The sequence below is a fragment of the Oceanicaulis sp. genome (assembly GCF_965284345.1).
In the GTDB taxonomy this organism is placed as follows: domain Bacteria; phylum Pseudomonadota; class Alphaproteobacteria; order Caulobacterales; family Maricaulaceae; genus Oceanicaulis; species Oceanicaulis alexandrii_A.
Genome location: NZ_OZ260073.1, coordinates 2,717,556 through 2,734,252 on the forward strand (window position 1 = coordinate 2,717,556; position 16,697 = coordinate 2,734,252).

The 16,697-nt window shown below is 62.2% G+C and carries 19 protein-coding genes; 15 read left to right on the forward strand and 4 right to left on the reverse strand.

The window, feature by feature from the left end:
* Window positions 1–40: 40 nt before the first annotated feature.
* From ACQ66J_RS13200 to ACQ66J_RS13210, 3 genes are all read right to left on the reverse strand, one after another.
* On the reverse strand, window positions 41–1,765 hold the full coding sequence (locus ACQ66J_RS13200; protein WP_430431990.1) for a patatin-like phospholipase family protein: 1,725 nt from the start codon (window positions 1,763–1,765) through the stop codon (window positions 41–43).
* Window positions 1,766–1,798: 33 nt separating this feature from the next.
* Window positions 1,799–2,638 carry an enoyl-CoA hydratase-related protein gene (locus tag ACQ66J_RS13205; protein ID WP_430431991.1) on the reverse strand — a complete coding sequence of 280 codons (840 nt, stop codon included), beginning with the start codon at window positions 2,636–2,638 and terminating at the stop codon, window positions 1,799–1,801.
* Between the two features lie 73 nt (window positions 2,639–2,711).
* Window positions 2,712–3,515 (reverse strand): DUF5694 domain-containing protein, encoded by an 804-nt coding sequence (locus ACQ66J_RS13210; RefSeq protein WP_430431992.1) that lies wholly within the window; start codon window positions 3,513–3,515, stop codon window positions 2,712–2,714.
* A gap of 140 nt (window positions 3,516–3,655) precedes the next feature.
* On the opposite strand from ACQ66J_RS13210, the gene ACQ66J_RS13215 reads away from it, so the two are divergent.
* The 13 genes from ACQ66J_RS13215 to ACQ66J_RS13275 all read left to right on the forward strand — a co-directional run bounded on the left by ACQ66J_RS13215 (window position 3,656) and on the right by ACQ66J_RS13275 (window position 14,247).
* Window positions 3,656–5,263, forward strand: coding sequence for a carboxyl transferase domain-containing protein (locus ACQ66J_RS13215; protein WP_430431993.1), 1,608 nt, complete (start codon window positions 3,656–3,658; stop codon window positions 5,261–5,263).
* 52 nt (window positions 5,264–5,315) lie between these two features.
* Window positions 5,316–5,561: a type II toxin-antitoxin system ParD family antitoxin gene (locus tag ACQ66J_RS13220; protein ID WP_430431994.1), complete on the forward strand. Its 246-nt coding sequence runs from the start codon at window positions 5,316–5,318 to the stop codon at window positions 5,559–5,561.
* A 6-nt stretch (window positions 5,562–5,567) separates the two neighbouring features.
* Complete coding sequence (locus ACQ66J_RS13225) at window positions 5,568–5,852, forward strand: type II toxin-antitoxin system RelE/ParE family toxin (protein ID WP_430431995.1); 285 nt, start codon at window positions 5,568–5,570, stop codon at window positions 5,850–5,852.
* 63 nt (window positions 5,853–5,915) lie between these two features.
* Window positions 5,916–6,536, forward strand: a complete 621-nt coding sequence (locus tag ACQ66J_RS13230; protein ID WP_430431996.1) for an SOUL family heme-binding protein — start codon at window positions 5,916–5,918, stop codon at window positions 6,534–6,536.
* A 78-nt stretch (window positions 6,537–6,614) separates the two neighbouring features.
* Window positions 6,615–7,199 carry an NAD(P)H-dependent oxidoreductase gene (locus tag ACQ66J_RS13235; RefSeq protein ID WP_375549265.1) on the forward strand — a complete coding sequence of 195 codons (585 nt, stop codon included), beginning with the start codon at window positions 6,615–6,617 and terminating at the stop codon, window positions 7,197–7,199.
* 25 nt (window positions 7,200–7,224) lie between these two features.
* Window positions 7,225–7,542: a hypothetical protein gene (locus tag ACQ66J_RS13240; RefSeq protein ID WP_375549264.1), complete on the forward strand. Its 318-nt coding sequence runs from the start codon at window positions 7,225–7,227 to the stop codon at window positions 7,540–7,542.
* A gap of 147 nt (window positions 7,543–7,689) precedes the next feature.
* On the forward strand, window positions 7,690–8,064 hold the full coding sequence (locus ACQ66J_RS13245; RefSeq protein WP_375549263.1) for a hypothetical protein: 375 nt from the start codon (window positions 7,690–7,692) through the stop codon (window positions 8,062–8,064).
* A gap of 147 nt (window positions 8,065–8,211) precedes the next feature.
* On the forward strand, window positions 8,212–9,009 hold the full coding sequence (locus ACQ66J_RS13250) for an enoyl-CoA hydratase-related protein (protein WP_375549262.1): 798 nt from the start codon (window positions 8,212–8,214) through the stop codon (window positions 9,007–9,009).
* The gene (locus tag ACQ66J_RS13255; RefSeq protein ID WP_430431997.1) at window positions 8,997–9,875 is read left to right on the forward strand and encodes a DUF817 domain-containing protein; all 879 of its coding nucleotides are present in this window, start codon (window positions 8,997–8,999) and stop codon (window positions 9,873–9,875) included. The genes ACQ66J_RS13250 and ACQ66J_RS13255 overlap by 13 nt, the downstream gene beginning before the upstream one ends.
* Window positions 9,876–9,942: 67 nt before the next feature.
* Window positions 9,943–11,928, forward strand: coding sequence for a biotin carboxylase N-terminal domain-containing protein (locus tag ACQ66J_RS13260; RefSeq protein WP_430431998.1), 1,986 nt, complete (start codon window positions 9,943–9,945; stop codon window positions 11,926–11,928).
* A gap of 86 nt (window positions 11,929–12,014) precedes the next feature.
* The gene (locus ACQ66J_RS13265) at window positions 12,015–12,953 is read left to right on the forward strand and encodes a cupin-like domain-containing protein (protein ID WP_430431999.1); all 939 of its coding nucleotides are present in this window, start codon (window positions 12,015–12,017) and stop codon (window positions 12,951–12,953) included.
* 91 nt (window positions 12,954–13,044) lie between these two features.
* Window positions 13,045–13,827, forward strand: a complete 783-nt coding sequence (locus tag ACQ66J_RS13270) for a hypothetical protein (RefSeq protein ID WP_430432000.1) — start codon at window positions 13,045–13,047, stop codon at window positions 13,825–13,827.
* Window positions 13,828–13,836: 9 nt separating this feature from the next.
* A complete protein-coding gene (locus ACQ66J_RS13275) occupies window positions 13,837–14,247 on the forward strand; it encodes a DUF1489 family protein (protein ID WP_375549257.1) in 411 nt (136 codons plus the stop codon).
* A 1-nt stretch (window position 14,248) separates the two neighbouring features.
* Here ACQ66J_RS13275 and panC read toward each other — a convergent pair whose 3' ends face one another.
* Window positions 14,249–15,121: a pantoate--beta-alanine ligase gene (panC, locus tag ACQ66J_RS13280; protein WP_430432001.1), complete on the reverse strand. Its 873-nt coding sequence runs from the start codon at window positions 15,119–15,121 to the stop codon at window positions 14,249–14,251.
* An 88-nt stretch (window positions 15,122–15,209) separates the two neighbouring features.
* On the opposite strand from panC, the gene ACQ66J_RS13285 reads away from it, so the two are divergent.
* Window positions 15,210–15,755, forward strand: a complete 546-nt coding sequence (locus ACQ66J_RS13285) for an SPOR domain-containing protein (protein ID WP_430432002.1) — start codon at window positions 15,210–15,212, stop codon at window positions 15,753–15,755.
* A gap of 75 nt (window positions 15,756–15,830) precedes the next feature.
* A complete protein-coding gene (locus ACQ66J_RS13290) occupies window positions 15,831–16,694 on the forward strand; it encodes a division plane positioning ATPase MipZ (protein ID WP_375549254.1) in 864 nt (287 codons plus the stop codon).
* Window positions 16,695–16,697: the final 3 nt, after the last annotated feature.

Genomic DNA, 16,697 nt, shown 5'->3' on the forward strand with positions numbered 1-16,697 from the left:
CGGAAGTTTCATCGCGGCGGCGCCGCCATGTCAGTTGTCGTCAGCTGAACCGGCTCGCCAGCGCCTGAGGCATTTGCTCGAGCATTTGCTTGGCGCTTGTATAGCCAGCCTCCACCGCTTCGTCGAACCGCTTCCAGTCTCGCATGTCGAGATTAAGTTCGGGGAGGACCAGAATGTCGGCGGCGCGGCGGGTGAGGGCGTGTTGCTCTAGCGTGCCGGCGGTCGCCGCCCGCATCAGCAGCGACGCGATGGGCGGCGGGTCTGACAGGCCATGGCGCGCCACCCAGCCGGCGAAATTGGGCGGATCACGGAAATCATCGGCGTTGATGGCGTTATTGCGCGTGACGTCCGACCCCACATTCACGCCCCGGTGATAGGCCTTGAGCTCCTGGATCGGGAAATTGTTGAACACCGCGCCGTCCACCAGAACGTCGTCGCCGTCCACAATGGGCGGCAACAGGCCCGGGATCGCGATGGAGGCCCGCAGCGCGCGCGACAAAGAGCCGGAGCGGTGAATGCGAGTCGCGCCGGTCGACAGGTTGGAGGACACGCAAAAGAACGGGCGCGGCAGCTCAGAAATATCCACATCGCCGAAATGCTCTTTCAGGCGCCGGTCCACCCGTTTGCCGCGGGTCAGGCTGACCACGGGCATCACCCAGTCGCTCAAAGGGTTTGAGTTCACGAAGGCGCGGCGCATCCGGTCTTCGAGCTCACCATTGTCCCAGCCCATGGCCGCGCCGGCCGCGATGATGCCGCCCATGGAGGCGCCGCCGAAGAAATCAAACTCCACGCCGGCTTCCTTGAACGCCCGGATCACGCCCACATGGGCGTAAGCGCGCGAGCCGCCGCCTGACAGCACCAGCCCGACCGATTTGCCCGCCATGGTGCGCGCCATATGGCGCACATCGCCGGCGTTCTGCTGGCGCCAGTGAAAACACCGGGCGGCGTCCGCGGCGTTGATCCAGTCAGACGGCGCAGCGGCTTTTCGCACGCCCTCATTGTGCACCATCACCACATCGATCAGCTTCAGCTTGGCGGCCGGCGAGGGATCGTCAGGCATGAGCGGGATAGAGGGGCGAGCATCGGCGCGGGCCAGCATCCAGATCCGGTCCGCCCGCGCCATGGCGCGACGCGCCCAGTTGCTCTCTCCCAGTCGGGCCTGGAGAATGACGATGTCATGCTCGGCTTCCAGAATGTCGAGCTTGGGGCCGGGCCAGTCCGCGCACTCCAGACCGCAGGACACGGACGTCACCCCCATTTCCTTGAGCGCGGTCTTCAGAAGATCGCTGCGATACTCAAGATCAATCGTCGGCGAGGTGGAAATCAGCGCGAAGACGCGCGGTTCGGACCGGCGATAGGAATCTCCGGTCCGGATGCGCGACAGCATCATCTTGCTCAGCTCGCGCATCAGCGAGGCGTGCTTGTTGGTCAGTTTGTCAAAGGCGGCCTTGGGCAGGCGCACCAGCTCTGAATCACGCAAGGCGTAGACGCTGGCTGAATGGGGCCGGTCCTCCACCAGCGCCATCTCGCCGATGGGTTCGCCCGCCCGGATATGCCCCACCAGTTCGGGGCGCGCATCCGCGCCGGTGCGAAAAGCGGCGAGGGCGCCCGAGCGCACCAGATAGAAAGAATCTGCGACCTCGCCCTCTTCAAACAGGGTCTGGCCGGCGGGCAGGCAGAACCACTCCACCTCCGCCTCCACAGCGGACAGCGCGGCTTTTTCAACGCGGTTGAAAAATGGAAGAAAACGCAGTCCCAATGCCATGGTCCGTGATCCTTCTCTCATGCCCTCCTGGGGTTAAGACTGCCCCATCCGCTTCACTGGCGTCAAAGCCTGGAACGCGCCCTCGCGCTTTTCGCCGCGGGCGGTCATCGCCTCCATGATGTCTTCAGGACACCAGAACGAGGCCTGCAGGGTCATGGCGTGCTCGAGGCTGTCGGCCACGGTATGGTCGCGCGCATAGAGGAGGGAGCGTTTGACGCCAGAGATCGTCAGCGGCGCCTTGCTGGCGATTTTTTGAGCCACTGCGTCCACATGGGCTTTCAGCGCTTCAGGGCTCTCAAGGACTTCATTGTACAGCCCCAGCTTTTCAGCGCGCTCTGCGCTCAGGGTTTCACCGGTATAGGCCAGCTCCCGCGCCACGCCTTCGGGGATCAGGCCCGGCAGGCGTTGCAAAGTACCCACATCAGCGAACATGCCGATATTGGTCTCTTCAATGCGCAGCCAGGCGTCTTGCGTGCCATAGCGCATGTCCGCCGCGCAGATCATGTCCACGCCGCCGCCGACGCAGGGGCCCTGAATGGCGGCGATCACCGGAAAGCGGGCTTTTTCAAACGCCGTAAAGCTGTCCTGAAGCGCTGTCGCGGCGGTCATGAAGGCTTCGCGCATCGAGGCTGAGTCGGTTTTCAGCGCATTGGGATCCGTGAAGACCGAGATATCCATGCCGGCGGTGAAGACCGGACCTTCCGCGTCCAGGATCAGAACCCGGGTCTCGCCGGCGTCCGACAGAGCGCCCACAGCCTGAGGCAATTCCGCCCAGAAGGCGGGCGTCATGGTGTTGCGCTTGTCCGCCCGGTTCAGGGTGATGCGGGCGATCGGCCCGTCCTGCGTGACTTTGAAACTCGTATACTCGGTCATGGCATCTCCTCCGTGGAAGACACCATGCCGAGCCCTTAAGGCGTGAACAAGCGTTGCGGCTGCGCGCGCCTGTTTATTGCGTCAGTGTGTCCAGCGGATCGACTACGCGAAAACCGGGTGCATCTTCAAAGAATTGCTCCAGAAGGTGCTTGTGGCCGGCGCCATAGATCAGCACCAAACGATCGCCAGGTTCAGCGTGACGGGCGGCGTTCGCGAAAATCGCCAGATTGCGCGTCCACCATTCCCCCATTTCCTGAACCCCGATCGGCGTTTCGGTCGTGCCCATTTGCGCCAGCGTCAGATACAATCCGTGGGCGTCATGGGCGAACTGGGCATTGGAGCCGCGCAAGCGCTCCATCACAGTGCCGCTTTCCATGTCGGCCATCAGAACCGGCACGGCGGCGTTGAAATTGCCGAACTCGCCCAGCAGCCGCTCCTGGCCCGCCTCGGCGGCGGCGGTCATCATGCCCTCAAAGTCCATGTCTGAGGCCTGGTCGATGGCGTATAGCCGCTCATGACCCAGACGCGCTGCGAGCCGCATCCCCAGCTGCTGGCGTTCATTGACTGTGAGGGCGCGTTCGCCCGCCAGATAGGTCTGATAGTCGGCGTTGAACGCGTCTTCATACTCCGGGGTGAGCTCGACCATGACTTTCGTGGGCGCGAATTGCGCGAGCGCGTCGATCACTTCCACGATCTCGGCCTGACGCTCAGGCGCCAGATGGTCATCGACTTCGGGATTGTGCAGGTCCTGACCGCCGCCGGTGAAGTGATAACTGCCCAGCACCATCACCTCGATCGGGGCGGCGTCCGTTTCAATCCATTCGGTCTGAACCGGGGAGGAGAGAAGGGAAAGGGCGAGTGAGAGCGTTGCAAGCATGAGAACCTTCCAGAGTTTGCAGTCTTCTATTGTCTCGATGATGCAACTGGGCTTCTGATCGGATGCAAAGCGTTGCGCTCGCATGCGCCTCCGCGCTAAGCAGCGCGTCAGTCTTGTTCCACCAGACGGAAAATCGCGCCATGACCGAACTTCACACCCAGCTCGACGTGTCCTCAGACAGCTTCAAGGCCAATTCAGAGGCCATGGATGAGCTGGTCGCCGAGCTGCGGGAGAAGACCGCTGAAGCCTCTTTGGGCGGCAGCGAACGGGCGCGCGAAAAGCACCTCAAGCGCGGCAAGCTCTTGTCACGCGACCGGGTGCAGCGCCTTCTGGATCCCGGCTCGCCTTTCTTGGAGCTGAGCGCGCTGGCCGCACACGGCATGTATGAGGGCGATGTGCACGGCGCGGGCATGATCACCGGTATTGGCCGGGTGTCGGGCCGGGAATGCGTGATCGTCTGTAATGACGCCACGGTGAAGGGTGGCACCTATTATCCGATGACGGTGAAGAAGCATCTGCGCGCCCAGGAGATCGCGCGCGAGAACCGCCTGCCGTGCATTTATCTGGTGGATTCGGGCGGCGCGAACCTGCCGCACCAGGCGGAAGTGTTTCCCGACAAGGAGCATTTCGGCCGCATCTTCTTCAATCAGGCCAATCTCTCCTCTGAAGGCATCCCCCAGATCGCGGTCGTCATGGGCAGCTGCACCGCCGGCGGCGCCTATGTGCCGGCCATGTCAGATGAGAGCGTGATTGTGCGAAAACAGGGCACGATCTTCCTGGGCGGCCCGCCGCTGGTGAAAGCCGCCACGGGCGAGGTGATCTCGGCGGAAGATCTCGGCGGCGCGGACGTTCACGCCCGAGAATCTGGTGTGGTGGACCATTATGCGGCCGATGATGACCATGCGCTGCAGATCGCGCGCCGCATCGTGGCGGGGCTCAACACCGTCAAACCCAAACAGCTTTTCCTGGAAGACCCGCGCGATCCGCGCCTTGACCCGAAAGAGCTGGGCGGCGTCATTCCCGCGGACACCCGACAGCCGTTTGATGTGCGCGAAGTGATCGCGCGTCTGGTGGACGGGTCAGAATTTGACGAGTTCAAAAAGCTCTATGGCGAGACCCTCGTCACCGGGTTTGCACGGCTTCACGGCATGCCCGTGGGCATCATCGCCAATAACGGCGTTCTGTTCTCTGAAAGCGCCCTGAAGGGCGCGCACTTCATCGAGCTGTGCTGCCAGCGCAAGATCCCGCTTCTGTTCTTGCAAAACATCACCGGCTTCATGGTGGGCTCCAAATACGAGGCGGGCGGCATCGCCAAGGACGGCGCCAAGCTCGTCACCGCCGTCTCCACCGCGAAAGTGCCCAAGATCACCGTGGTGATCGGCGGCTCGTACGGGGCGGGCAATTACGGCATGTGCGGCCGGGCCTTTGGTCCGCGCTTCCTCTTCATGTGGCCGAACGCCCGCATTTCCGTCATGGGCGGCGAACAGGCCGCCAGCGTGCTCGCAACCGTCAAGCGCGACGGCATGGAGCTGCGCGGCGAGGACTGGAGCGCCGAGGCTGAAGAGAGCTTCAAGGCGCCGATCCGCGAAAAATACGAAGAAGAGGGCTCGCCCTATTACTCCACCGCCCGCATCTGGGATGACGGCGTGATCGAGCCCCAGGACACCCGCCGCGTGGTCAGCCTCGCTTTGTCCGCCGCGCTCAACGCCCCGGTGGAAGACACGAAGTTCGGCGTCTTCCGGATGTAGTTTGGCAATCTTTGCCAATCTGTGGCATGCTACTTTTTAGAAGGAGCATGCCATGGCGACGATGAATGTTTCTCTGCCTGATGCGATGAAAGCCTGGGTTGAGGCGCAAACTGAAGGCGGACGCTACAGTAACGCCAGTGATTATGTGCGCGATCTGATCCGTCGAGATCAGGACAGGCGCTCCAAAATCGGTCACATGCAGGCTCTGGTCACTGAAGCTCTGGAGAGCGGAGAGGGCTCACGCACTCTGGATGAGTTGCGCGCCGCAGCCCTGAGCCAACTGAACGCTGCCGAGTAAGGGGCGATGAGCTATAAGCTCAGTCGCGCCGCTGAAGACGACATTATCGCTCTGTATTTTGACGGCGTCCGCCAGTTCGGGACTTCGCAGGCTGATCGGTACCTGACTGATCTTGAAATGGCTTTCCATTTTCTGGCGGCCCATCCCTTCGCCGCCCGGGAAAGGACAGAGATCGAACCGCCTGTCAGGTGTCATGCGCATGGCGCTCACATCGTCATTTATCTTGTAAATCCAGCAGCAGAAGTCCTGATCTTGCGCATTCGACATGGTCGCGAGGATTGGGAAGCCTAACCCTTTTGATCCGTCACGGCGGCGGCTCCGTATAAAGCTCCATGACACACAAGGAGCTAAACCATGCGAATACTCGCCTGCCTTCTGGGGCTGGTTTCAGCTCTCGTTTCGAACCCGGCCATGGCTGCTGAAGAACCTGCCTATACGCTGGTGGAGCGCGACGGACCCATCGAGATCCGCGATTACGCCCCCCAGATCATTGCTGAAGTGGTTGTCGAGGGTGATCGCCGGCAGGCCAGCGGGCGCGGCTTTCGCCCGCTGGCCGGGTATATCTTCGGCGATAACCAGCCGCGTGAAGAAATCGCCATGACCGCGCCGGTCACCTCCACGCGATCAGGGCAGGAGATCGCCATGACCGCGCCGGTGACCACGGAAGCCGACGCGGAGGGGCGCTGGACGGTGGCGTTCATCATGCCGTCTGAATGGACCATGGAGACGCTTCCAGCTCCCATGAATGATGACGTCACCCTGCGCGAACAGCCCGCGCGGCGCATCGCTGTCTACCAGTTTTCCGGCATCATGAATGACGCCCGCGCCCAGAGAGGGCGAGAGGCGCTTGAAGCGTATCTGCAAGAGCAAGGACTTGAGCCGCTGAGCGCGCCGACCTACGCGTCTTATGATCCGCCGTGGATTCCAGGGCCGTTCCGGCGCAACGAGGTCTGGGTGGAGATCGCCGCGCGCTAGGCGCCCGGGCATGGGCTCTGTGTCGCATGACAGAGCGCAATGAATAGCGGTATTCTCTTCTCATCAGAGGAGAGAGCCATGATCCGAAAAATCTGCCTTCTCAACGCCCACCCCGACCCATCGCCCGAGCGGTTCTGTTCGGCGCTGACGGACGCCTATGAAGAGGCGGCGCTGGAAACGGGATGCCGGGTCACGCGGTTTAATCTGGGTGAGCTGGAGCTGCCGGCGCTCGACCGGGCGGAGGATTTCCTGACGCCGCCTGACCCGGTGCTCGACCCGTTGCGGACTTCGATGCGCGACGCGGATCATGTGACGATGATCTTCCCGCTCTGGCTGGGCGGCCTGCCGGCCAAGTCACGTACGGTGCTGGAGCATCTTGCTCGCGGCGGCTTTTTTCTCGATCAGAACAAGGAAGGCGCCGGCTGGCCAGCCCAGAAGATGAAAGGCAAGTCCGCGCGCCTGATCGTGACCATGGGCATGCCCGGAGCGGCTTATAAGCTTTTATTCGGCGCTCACTCGCTAAAGGGTCTGGAATCCGGCATGTTCAAGATCTCGGGATTCGGGCCCGTCCGTCACAGCGTCTTCGGTCTGGTGGAGTCCAGCCCCCAAAGGCGTGAGCGCATGCTCAAAGCCGTGCGCAAGCTGGGCAGGCTGGCGTCGTAATCCTTAATCGGTCTGGGGGACGATCATGGATATTCTAAACGACGTGCTGGCGTTCATGCGCGCCGGGTTTAATGAAATTAATGCGGTGCAGGGGCTTTTGATCGCGCTGATCGCAGCGTTTGTGCTGCCTGATCTCAAGCGCTTGCCGGTCATCATTCTGGCGGCGACTGTGATCCATCTGGCGGTGGATGTTTTGATCCCGGTGATCGCGAATGGCGCCGCGTTGCGCTTGCCCCCGATCCTTGAAGGCACGTACTGGCGCTACGCCGCCGTGGTGCTGGTGGGCTATCTGGTGGTCATTTCGATTTTTGCGATGATCAAGCGTCTGCTCTTCAAGCGTTAACCATGTGTGCTGAAAAAACTTGAGGATTCCTGTCTGCGGCGTCGCTTTTTGGGCGCTGCAACAAGAGTTTTGCTTGATTTTTGTTAACTTCTTGGCACGCTTCACTCAGTGACGGCCTGTATCAGGCTGGCTGGCGAGGGGATGACTATGGAATTTATCGATCAAATCTGGGCTTATATCGAGCCTGTCTGGGCCTGGCTGATGGCCGGGCTGCAATATTCCACCCATGGCGACGGTGGATCCATCAACTGGATCTTCCTCGGCGTTCAAATGGGGGTGATCGGGCTGGTGATGGCCCTTTTGATGCAGGAATACGCGGCGATCCTGATCTTCACCGTGATGGCGGCGATCGTGCATGTGATCGTCGATGTGGTGCTGCCCATGGTGCGTGACGGGGCTGCGTTCTCGATCCCGCCCGTGACCGACATGCTGTACTGGCAATACATCGCCTTTCTGGGCGCAGCCTATCTGGTTGGCCTGACGGTGCTGTTCATCATCAAAGCCATCGTGATGCCGCGCTAGACAGGCCTGACCATCAGGCTTGAAGCAGCCCGCCGCCGGAACCGGCGGCGGGCTGTCGTCATTTGGACGCAGAGCTGACGGCTTGGCCCAGGCGGCGCGGCGCTGTAATCAGGACGACCCACCGGCGATAACAAAAGGCGATGTCTGATGGCTGCTGAAAATGAAGTTCTGCTCGATGTGACCCAAGGCGGCGCGGCCATCGTGACGCTGAACCGTCCTGACAAGCACAATGCGTTCAACGCCGACATCATTGCGCGCCTGTCTGACATTTTCGAAACCCTGCGCGCCAACACCGACGAAGTGCGCGTGGTGTTTCTGCGCGGTTCGGGCAAGAGCTTTTCCGCTGGTGCAGACCTTGAATGGATGAAGGCGGCGGCTGACTGGACCCATGACGACAACCAGGCGGATGCGCTGAACCTCGCGCGGATGCTCAAGCGGCTTTATGACCTGCCGCAAACCACGATCGCGCTGGTGCAAGGCGCGGCCATGGGCGGCGGCGCCGGGCTGATGGCGGCGTGCGATGTGGCTGTTGCTGTGAAAGACGCCAAGATCCGCTTCTCCGAAGTCCGCCTGGGGCTGACCCCAGCCACCATCTCGCCGTTCGTGGTGCGCGCCATCGGTCCGCGTTATGCGCGCGCGCTGTTCGCCACCGGCGAAGGGTTTGACGGCGAATACGCGCACAAGATGGGCCTCGCCCAGTATGTGGTGGACAGCGCGGACGAGCTTGACGACATGATGGAATACCTCGGCAAGCTCGCTTTCCAGACGGCGCCCGGCGCGGTGCGCGACGCCAAGGAGCTGGTGGACATGGTCGCCGATCACGACATCAATGACGATCTTCTGCGCAAGACCGCCCATCAGATCGCCGACCGCCGGGTCAGCGAAGAAGGCCGTGAAGGCCTGGCCGCCTTCCTTGAAAAGCGCAAACCCTTTTGGGTGGACTGACGCGCTTGGGGTTGCGTGAGCTTGAAGCCTGGTTTCACCGCGAGCGAGAGGCCTTGCGCGCCCGCTGGGTAAGGGGGCCTGTCTCGCTCGCGGCGTTCGAGTTCTTGAGCTTCGGGATCAAACAAGGGTGGGCCTGCCTGTTTGGCGGGCTCATGCTGGCGCTCATTCTGGGCGTCTATCTGGTCTATCCCGACACTGCGCCGCTGCATCGGTTTGACGTGATCACGCTGGGCGCTGTCGCCATCCAGCTGGGCATGATCGCGTTTCGTCTGGAAAGCTGGGCGGAAGTGCGCGTCATTGCAGTTTTTCACGTGGTTGGCACCGTGATGGAAATCTTCAAGGTTCATGCGGGCTCTTGGGTTTATCCCGGCGCGAACGAGGCGCTCTTCGCCATTTGGGGCGTGCCGCTGTTCTCAGGTTTCATGTACGCAAGCGTCGGCAGCTATATGACCCGGGTCTGGCGGATTTTCGACTTTCGCTTTGACCGTTTCCCGCCTGTCTGGGCGCAGGCGGCGCTGGCGCTGGCGATCTATATCAACTTCTTCAGCCATCATTATGTGGTCGATATCCGTTGGGCGCTGTTCGCGGCCAGCGCCTTGATCTATGGCCCGTGCGTGATCTGGTTCCGACCTCACCGCGCGCACCGCTTCATGCCACTCTTGCTGGGATTGGTGCTGGTCGCGCTGTTTATCTGGTTCGCCGAGAATATCGGCACCTTTGCGCGCGCCTGGAGCTATCCGGGGCAAGAGCATCAATGGGAGATGGTGTCGTTTGCCAAGCTCGGCAGCTGGTTCTTGTTGATGCAGATCAGCCTTGTCCTGGTGGTGCTCACCCGCGGTGCGGAACGCCGCTCAGCAGAGAGCTGAGCTTGCGCCCGCCGCCCGCTTGGCCCAAAACCGCGCCAACAGCTTTCACCGCAATGGATGTCCACCCATGATGAAAAAGCTTCTGATCGCCAACCGGGGCGAAATCGCCTGCCGTGTGATGCGCACCGCGCACAAGCTCGGCGTCGCCACTGTGGCGGTTTATTCCGAAGCGGATGCGGACGCGCCCCATGTGCGTCTGGCCGATGAAGCGGTCCTTCTGGGGCCTGCGCCGGCGCGTGACAGCTATCTGAAAGCGGACCTCATTCTCGCCGCCGCGAAGAAAACAGGCGCTGACGCGATCCATCCTGGCTATGGCTTCCTGTCTGAAAACGCCGACTTCGCTCGCGCCTGCGCCAAGGCGGGCGTGACCTTTGTGGGGCCGTCTCCCGAAGCGATTGAGGCGATGGGTCTGAAAGACCGCGCCAAGAGCCTTATGGAGAAAGCCGGCGTGCCGGTGACGCCGGGCTATCACGGCGCTGAGCAGGACCCTGATCATCTCAAGACCCAAGCGGACCAGATCGGCTATCCAGTGCTGATCAAGGCGGTCGCCGGCGGCGGCGGCAAAGGCATGCGCAAGGTGGAGGCGTCTGACGCCTTCCTGGAAGCGCTGGAAAGCTGCAAACGCGAAGCGGCGTCGAGCTTTGGCGATGACCGGGTGCTGATCGAGAAATTCATCTCCAGCCCGCGCCATATCGAGGTGCAGGTGTTCGGCGATAGTCGGGGCCGGGTGGTGCATTTCTTCGAGCGTGATTGCTCGCTGCAGCGCCGCCACCAGAAAGTCATCGAGGAAGCCCCTGCGCCGGGCATGACGCCCAATGTGCGCGCCGCCATGTGCTCGGCGGCGGTGCGGGCCGCTCAGGCTGTGGATTATGTCGGCGCCGGCACAGTGGAGTTCATCGTCGACGGCTCCGGTCCGCTGCGTGAAGACGGCTTTTACTTCATGGAGATGAACACCCGTCTTCAGGTCGAACATCCGGTGACGGAAGCGGTGACGGGAACCGATCTGGTCGAACTGCAGCTGCGCGTGGCGTCGGGCGGGTCCGTGCCGCAACAGGATCAGATCAGCCTGTCAGGCTGGGCGATGGAAGCGCGGCTCTATGCCGAAGATCCCGCCACCGGCTTCCTGCCCTCCATTGGACCGCTGGATTATCTTGATCTGCCTGACACCGATCTCGCCAACGGCGTGCGCACGGACTCGGGCGTGCGTCAGGGCGGTGAAGTCTCGCTGCACTATGATCCCATGATCGCCAAGCTGATCACCTTCGCTGAGACCCGTGAAGACGCGATCGACCGTCTGGTGGACGTGCTGGATACGCAAGTGCGCGTCTATCCGGTCAAGACCAATGCGGGCTTCCTGCGCCGGGCCCTGACCCATGCCGATTTCCGCGCCGGCGAGGTGGATACCCGCTTCATTGACGCCCGACTGGAAGAGCTGGCGCCCAAATCGCCGCCAGCCTTCAGCTATCTCGCAGCGGCGCTGCGTCTGACGGATGGAGCTGGCGCATTTGCAACATCAACCGACCCCTGGTCGGTGCGTGACGGCTTCCGCACGAATTCTGACGCCGTGATCGAGCTGGGCTTCCAGGCAGAGGAGGCGCGCTTGTCCGTCTCGCTCAAGCGCGACAAGGCTCAGCTCACAGCTCAGATCGGCGATCAGGGCTATGCGCTGACCGATCTGTGTCTCACGGGCTCGCAGGTTCACGCTCGCTTGGACGGCCGCACTGTGTCGGCGCGCGTTGAGCTGCGCGGGCGGGGCGTGCTAGTGACCTGTCAGGGCGAAACCCATCTGATTGAGCTCTATAATCCCGCCGCGCTGGCGGACGCTCTTGAAGCGGGCGGCGCGATCAAGGCGCCCATGCCCGGCAAGGTGTTGTCGGTGCCGGTGAAAGCCGGAGACGCCGTCAAGAAGGGCCAGACCCTGGCCGTGCTGGAAGCCATGAAAATGGAGCATGCGCTCGCCGCGCCGCGTGACGGCGTGGTGGAAAGCGTCGGCGCCTCTGAAGGCTCACAGGTCGGAGACGGCGCCGTGCTGGTCACGCTCGCCGACGAATAAGACCTCAAGGCCTGAGTTTGGCCCATCCGATGCACAGCTCGTGACCAGGGACGTCATGGCGTCCCAGATTGCGACGGAGCTGTGTGATGACCGACCCTGTGCTGATCGACTGGAATGAAGACAAGCGGAAAGATTTCCGCGCCGGCGTCGTCACCGCGCGCCATCGGCTTCATATGGATCCGGCCTTCAGCGAGCTGGCGCTCGCGGCGCTGTTGAACCGGCATCCCAAAGCCCTGACAGATATTTGCACCATGGGCGACGATCCGACCGACCGCGAAAGCTGGCGGGCGGGAGAAGGCGGCGACCTGAAAGGCCGTGAGCTGGTCGAGGCCGTCCGCGCCGGCAAGCTGTGGATCAATCTTCGCCAGGCCATGGATACGGATGCGATCTACAAGCCGATCTTTGAGGCCCTGATCGCTCAGCTCAAGCGTCTCAATCCGGGATTCAACCCGCTGCGCGCCTATGGCGGCATTCTTATCTCCAGCCCGCGCGCACAGGTGTTTTATCATTCCGACGTCTCCGAAACCCTGCTGCTGCATGTGAAAGGCAAGAAGCGCTTCCGGATTTATCCGCCGCGCGCGCCCTTCGTGGATGAGCAGTCCATGGAGGCGATCCTTCACAAGACCCAGACCGAGGACGTGCCATTTGACCCGTCCTGGGACGCCCAGGCCGCCCAGATTGACCTTGATCCGGGCGCGTTTGTGTCCTGGCCGTTGCATTCGCCACACCGGGTGGAAAATCTCGACGGGTTGAACGTGTCGATCACCGTCGAGATGGTGACGCCGCAATCCACCCTTCAGAACGGCGTTTATCACGCCAATGGCGTTTTGCGTCAGGCGGGCTGGACCCCGCGCACGGCCTCAAGCCGTGGTGTGCAGGCCTACGCCAAGCTGGGCCTGTCAAAAGCTTTCAAGGCCTATCAGAGCGCCTTCGGCGGTCAGACGCGCCCGGCGCCCAAAAGCGACACCACGTTTGATGTGGATCTGGCGCGCAAGGATGGCCTGACCGATCGCGCACCCGCCTGACTCCGAGGCGTTTTGTCCGGTACACGCCCTAGTCTCGCCGTATTAGGAAGGCGAAACTGTCGCTTTCTGGATGAGAAGAGGCTTTTCCCCCATGGTTCGCAGCCTGATGCTGGGCGCTTGCGCCGCACTGTTTTCCGCGACTTCCGCTTTTGCTCTGTTGCCAGAGCCGCTGGAACAGGCGCTTTCTGCGCCGATCAATGAGCCTGTCGCGGCGCGCGTGGATATGCGTATTGGCGTCAATAATGATCGCATCATGGTGCGCATGGTCGAATCCGAGGCCGGAGAGAGCGATTACACGCTGCTGGCGCCGCCGGAAGACACCCTCAATGAAGCCCAGCGAGAGCTGTGGGTCGATCTTTCGGACGACGATGAGAGCGATGAATCGTCTGAAGACAGCGATGAAAGCTCAGGGTTCGGCGCTGAGGGTTTTGACCCGGAAGAAATTCGCAGAATCATCGGTGACGATGTCCGTTTTCTGCGCGAGGAAGACGGTCGCCTGATCTACGGCTTCGTGCCGCTCGCCATGCCGGATTCAGAGGGCGAACCGGACCGGACGGAACAGCGCATGCTCGAAGCGATGCAGGGCGAAGTCCATGTGAACGCCGCCAATGGTCATGTGCAGGCGTTTCATCTCAGGCTCGAAGAAAGCGTGAAGCCCAATTTCGCCGCTCGCATTGACGGCTTCCAGTTCCTGCAGGATTTCGTCTTTGATGAGACGGTGAACGGCCCGCGTCTGGCAGGCATGCACTTCAACATCGCCGGGTCTGCAGCGTTCCAGTCGTTTGACGAGAACATGACGATTGAGATTCTTGACGTTGAATGGGCTGCGCCGACTGCAGGCGGGTCGGTTGTTGAGGCGACGGAGTCGCACTAATTCGGCGGTATGGCGCTGAATCTTGTCAAATTGTGCGTGGGCGTGGACTCCGTTGAACAGCTGCAAGGCTGGCTCGACCGTCATGATGGCCAGCCCACCATGCACACCACGCGCATGACGCCCAAACGCAAGGATGAAATCCTGGCGGGCGGCTCTCTGTACTGGGTGATCAAGCGGGTGATCCAGGTGCGCCAGACCGTGCTCGATCTGGAAGAGTTCACCGATTCCGAAGGGATCAAGCGCTGCAATATCTGGCTTGAGAACAAGCTGGTGCGCACGGCGCCGTCGCCCCGGCGCGCCTTCCAGGGCTGGCGCTATCTGAAGGCGGAAGATGCGCCCGCCGACCTGACTGAACATGCGGGCGGCGAGGATTTGCCGGACGAGCTGCGCCGCAAGCTGATCGAGCTGGGCGCCTGGTAGCCTATGTCTTGGGCGCCGCTCGGTTGTCGATGAGACGCGTCTTGCCGACCCGCACCGCCGCCAACACGCGCGCATTGCGATCAATCGGGCCGGACGGCAGGGCGTCCAGGGTCTCAGCGTCCCTCGCGACCACATAATCCACGCCATCAAACGCCGATTGCGCCTTGAGCTGGGCCTGGTGTTGGGCGTCCGCCACATTCGCGCCGCTCGACAGGGCATCCGCGAATTCTTGCAAGATCACATTGAGCCGCGCGGCGCGCTCGCGCTCGGTGGCGTTGAGATAGACATTGCGCGAGGAGAGGGCGAGGCCGTCATCTTCACGCACGGTCTCGCCGCCCTGGATTTCGACGGGCAGGTTAAGGTCAGTGACCATGCGCCGGATCACCATGAGCTGCTGGTAGTCCTTCTCGCCAAACACCGCCACATCCGGCTGGACCTGGTTGAGCAGCTTGCACACCACAGTTGCAACGCCGTTAAAGAAGTGAGGACGCGACACGCTTTCCATGCCGTGGGACGGGCCGGTGAGCGAGACGTTGGTGACAAAGCCTTCGGGATACATTTCGCGTGCGTCCGGGGCGTAGACCAGATGCGCGCCCGTTTCCGCCAGCTTGTCCGCATCTTGTTCGAGCGTGCGCGGATAGGCATCAAAATCCTCGCCAGGGGCAAACTGGGTCGGGTTCACGAAAATGCTGACGATGACGCGATCTGCCGATCCAAGCGCTTGTTTGACCAGCGCCAGATGCCCTTCATGCAAGGCGCCCATGGTGGGTACGAAACCAATGCGCAGACGGTCCGAGCGCCAGTGGCGGACCTGGTCCCTGACAGCGGCGATGGAGTAGGCGGCGGGCAAGGCGAGTTCGGGACCGTGGGTCACGGCGGCCTCCTGGGCGAAAATACCGGCTGCACGCTAGCCTTAGCCGTGGCAGTCTCGCAAGCGTGCGACTCGGTTTAGGGAATACGGCATGCGCTTGGTCTTCATCATGATTGCGACACTGGGTCTGACGGGCTGTGTCAGTCTGGGATCGCCATCTGTGGAAACGCGCGCCCAGCCTGCGCTTGAACTGGCGCAGCTTCTGGAAGAGACAGCCGCCAGTCATCCTGATCGCGTCGAGGCGGCCAGCGCTGAAATGGGCGCGCTGCGGGCCGCGCTTTTAACCGCGCCTCACACGTCGCCCGAGCCCTTACCTGCTCCTGTTCAGGCGATGAGCTTCGCGCCCGCGCCGGACCTTGAAGGCGCACAAAGCCTGATGTATGGGGCGCATCTGGCGTCTTATCGCTTGCTCAGCAACGCCCAGATCGGCTGGCGCCAGCTCGGCGTTCAGTTGCCGGCCCTGTCAGCGGCGGAGCCGCGCATCGAACGCGTGCAGCTGGAGCAGGGAGAGTTTTTGCGCCTGAAAGCGGGGCCGTTTGACAGCCGGGCGGAGGCGCTGGACCTGTGTGCGCAAGCGGAAGCGGCGGGCCTGTGGTGTCAGGCGACGCATTTTACCGGTGAAGCGCTGCCCGGTTAGGGCCATAACAGACCTTTCGAATATCTGCGGAGCATGCTAGCGCCGCAGTCAATAAGGGTTTGGGGAGTCGTCACCGTGTCTGCTGGCGCCGTTGAGTCACCAGGTCGCGCCGCTCAGGGCGCGCATGTGATCGTGGTCGGAAATGAAAAGGGCGGGGCGGGTAAATCCACCGTCGCCATTCATCTGGCCGTGGCTCTGATGCGCATGGGGCAGACCGTGGGGGTGATCGATCTCGATCTGCGCCAGGCGAGCCTGACCCGGCATCTGGACAATCGCCGGAAATGGGCGGATGCGCGCGGCGTCTCGCTGCCCATGCCCGTTCAAGGGCGCCTGCCGATCTCTCAATCGCGTTCGCTGGATGACGTGGAATCCGAAGAGCGCGCCGCTTGGGAGGAAACCCTGGGGCAGCTTTGCCGCGGCTGTGATTTCATCATTGTGGATTCGCCCGGCGGCGACACCCATTACGCCCGGCTCGCTCATTCCAGCGCCGACACCCTGATCACGCCCATCAATGACAGCTTCGTCGACTTCGCCCTGCTGGCGGAAATCGACGGCGATACGTTCGAGGTGGGCCGACCTAGCGTGTACTCTGAAATGGTCTGGGAATGCCGAAAGCGCAAAGCCATGCGCGAGCGCAAATCCATCGACTGGCTGGTGATGCGCAACCGGATCTCCAATCTGGATTCGCGCAATAAGCGCCGTGTGGGCAAAGGGTTGAAGGCCTTGTCAGAGCGCGTTGGGTTCCGCTTGGCGCCGGGCTTTTCAGAGCGCGTGATCTATCGCGAGCTGTTTCCCGCCGGGCTCACCTTGCTGGATCTGACCGAGGCGGGCTCGTCGATGACCTTCACCATGAGCCATGTGGCCGCCCGCCAGGAATTGCGCGAGCTGCTGATCGTGCTCAAACTGCCCGGACTGAGCGGGAAGCCGTTTCCGTTCTGATGG

Coding starts and splice junctions, on each gene's coding strand:
- ACQ66J_RS13200 (WP_430431990.1), bottom strand. CDS start 1,765: ATGGCATTGGGACTGCGTTTTCTTCCATTTTTCAACCGCGTTGAAAAA.
- ACQ66J_RS13205 (WP_430431991.1), bottom strand. CDS start 2,638: ATGACCGAGTATACGAGTTTCAAAGTCACGCAGGACGGGCCGATCGCC.
- ACQ66J_RS13210 (WP_430431992.1), bottom strand. CDS start 3,515: ATGCTTGCAACGCTCTCACTCGCCCTTTCCCTTCTCTCCTCCCCGGTT.
- ACQ66J_RS13215 (WP_430431993.1), top strand. CDS start 3,656: ATGACCGAACTTCACACCCAGCTCGACGTGTCCTCAGACAGCTTCAAG.
- ACQ66J_RS13220 (WP_430431994.1), top strand. CDS start 5,316: ATGGCGACGATGAATGTTTCTCTGCCTGATGCGATGAAAGCCTGGGTT.
- ACQ66J_RS13225 (WP_430431995.1), top strand. CDS start 5,568: ATGAGCTATAAGCTCAGTCGCGCCGCTGAAGACGACATTATCGCTCTG.
- ACQ66J_RS13230 (WP_430431996.1), top strand. CDS start 5,916: ATGCGAATACTCGCCTGCCTTCTGGGGCTGGTTTCAGCTCTCGTTTCG.
- ACQ66J_RS13235 (WP_375549265.1), top strand. CDS start 6,615: ATGATCCGAAAAATCTGCCTTCTCAACGCCCACCCCGACCCATCGCCC.
- ACQ66J_RS13240 (WP_375549264.1), top strand. CDS start 7,225: ATGGATATTCTAAACGACGTGCTGGCGTTCATGCGCGCCGGGTTTAAT.
- ACQ66J_RS13245 (WP_375549263.1), top strand. CDS start 7,690: ATGGAATTTATCGATCAAATCTGGGCTTATATCGAGCCTGTCTGGGCC.
- ACQ66J_RS13250 (WP_375549262.1), top strand. CDS start 8,212: ATGGCTGCTGAAAATGAAGTTCTGCTCGATGTGACCCAAGGCGGCGCG.
- ACQ66J_RS13260 (WP_430431998.1), top strand. CDS start 9,943: ATGATGAAAAAGCTTCTGATCGCCAACCGGGGCGAAATCGCCTGCCGT.
- ACQ66J_RS13265 (WP_430431999.1), top strand. CDS start 12,015: ATGACCGACCCTGTGCTGATCGACTGGAATGAAGACAAGCGGAAAGAT.
- ACQ66J_RS13270 (WP_430432000.1), top strand. CDS start 13,045: ATGGTTCGCAGCCTGATGCTGGGCGCTTGCGCCGCACTGTTTTCCGCG.
- ACQ66J_RS13275 (WP_375549257.1), top strand. CDS start 13,837: ATGGCGCTGAATCTTGTCAAATTGTGCGTGGGCGTGGACTCCGTTGAA.
- ACQ66J_RS13285 (WP_430432002.1), top strand. CDS start 15,210: ATGCGCTTGGTCTTCATCATGATTGCGACACTGGGTCTGACGGGCTGT.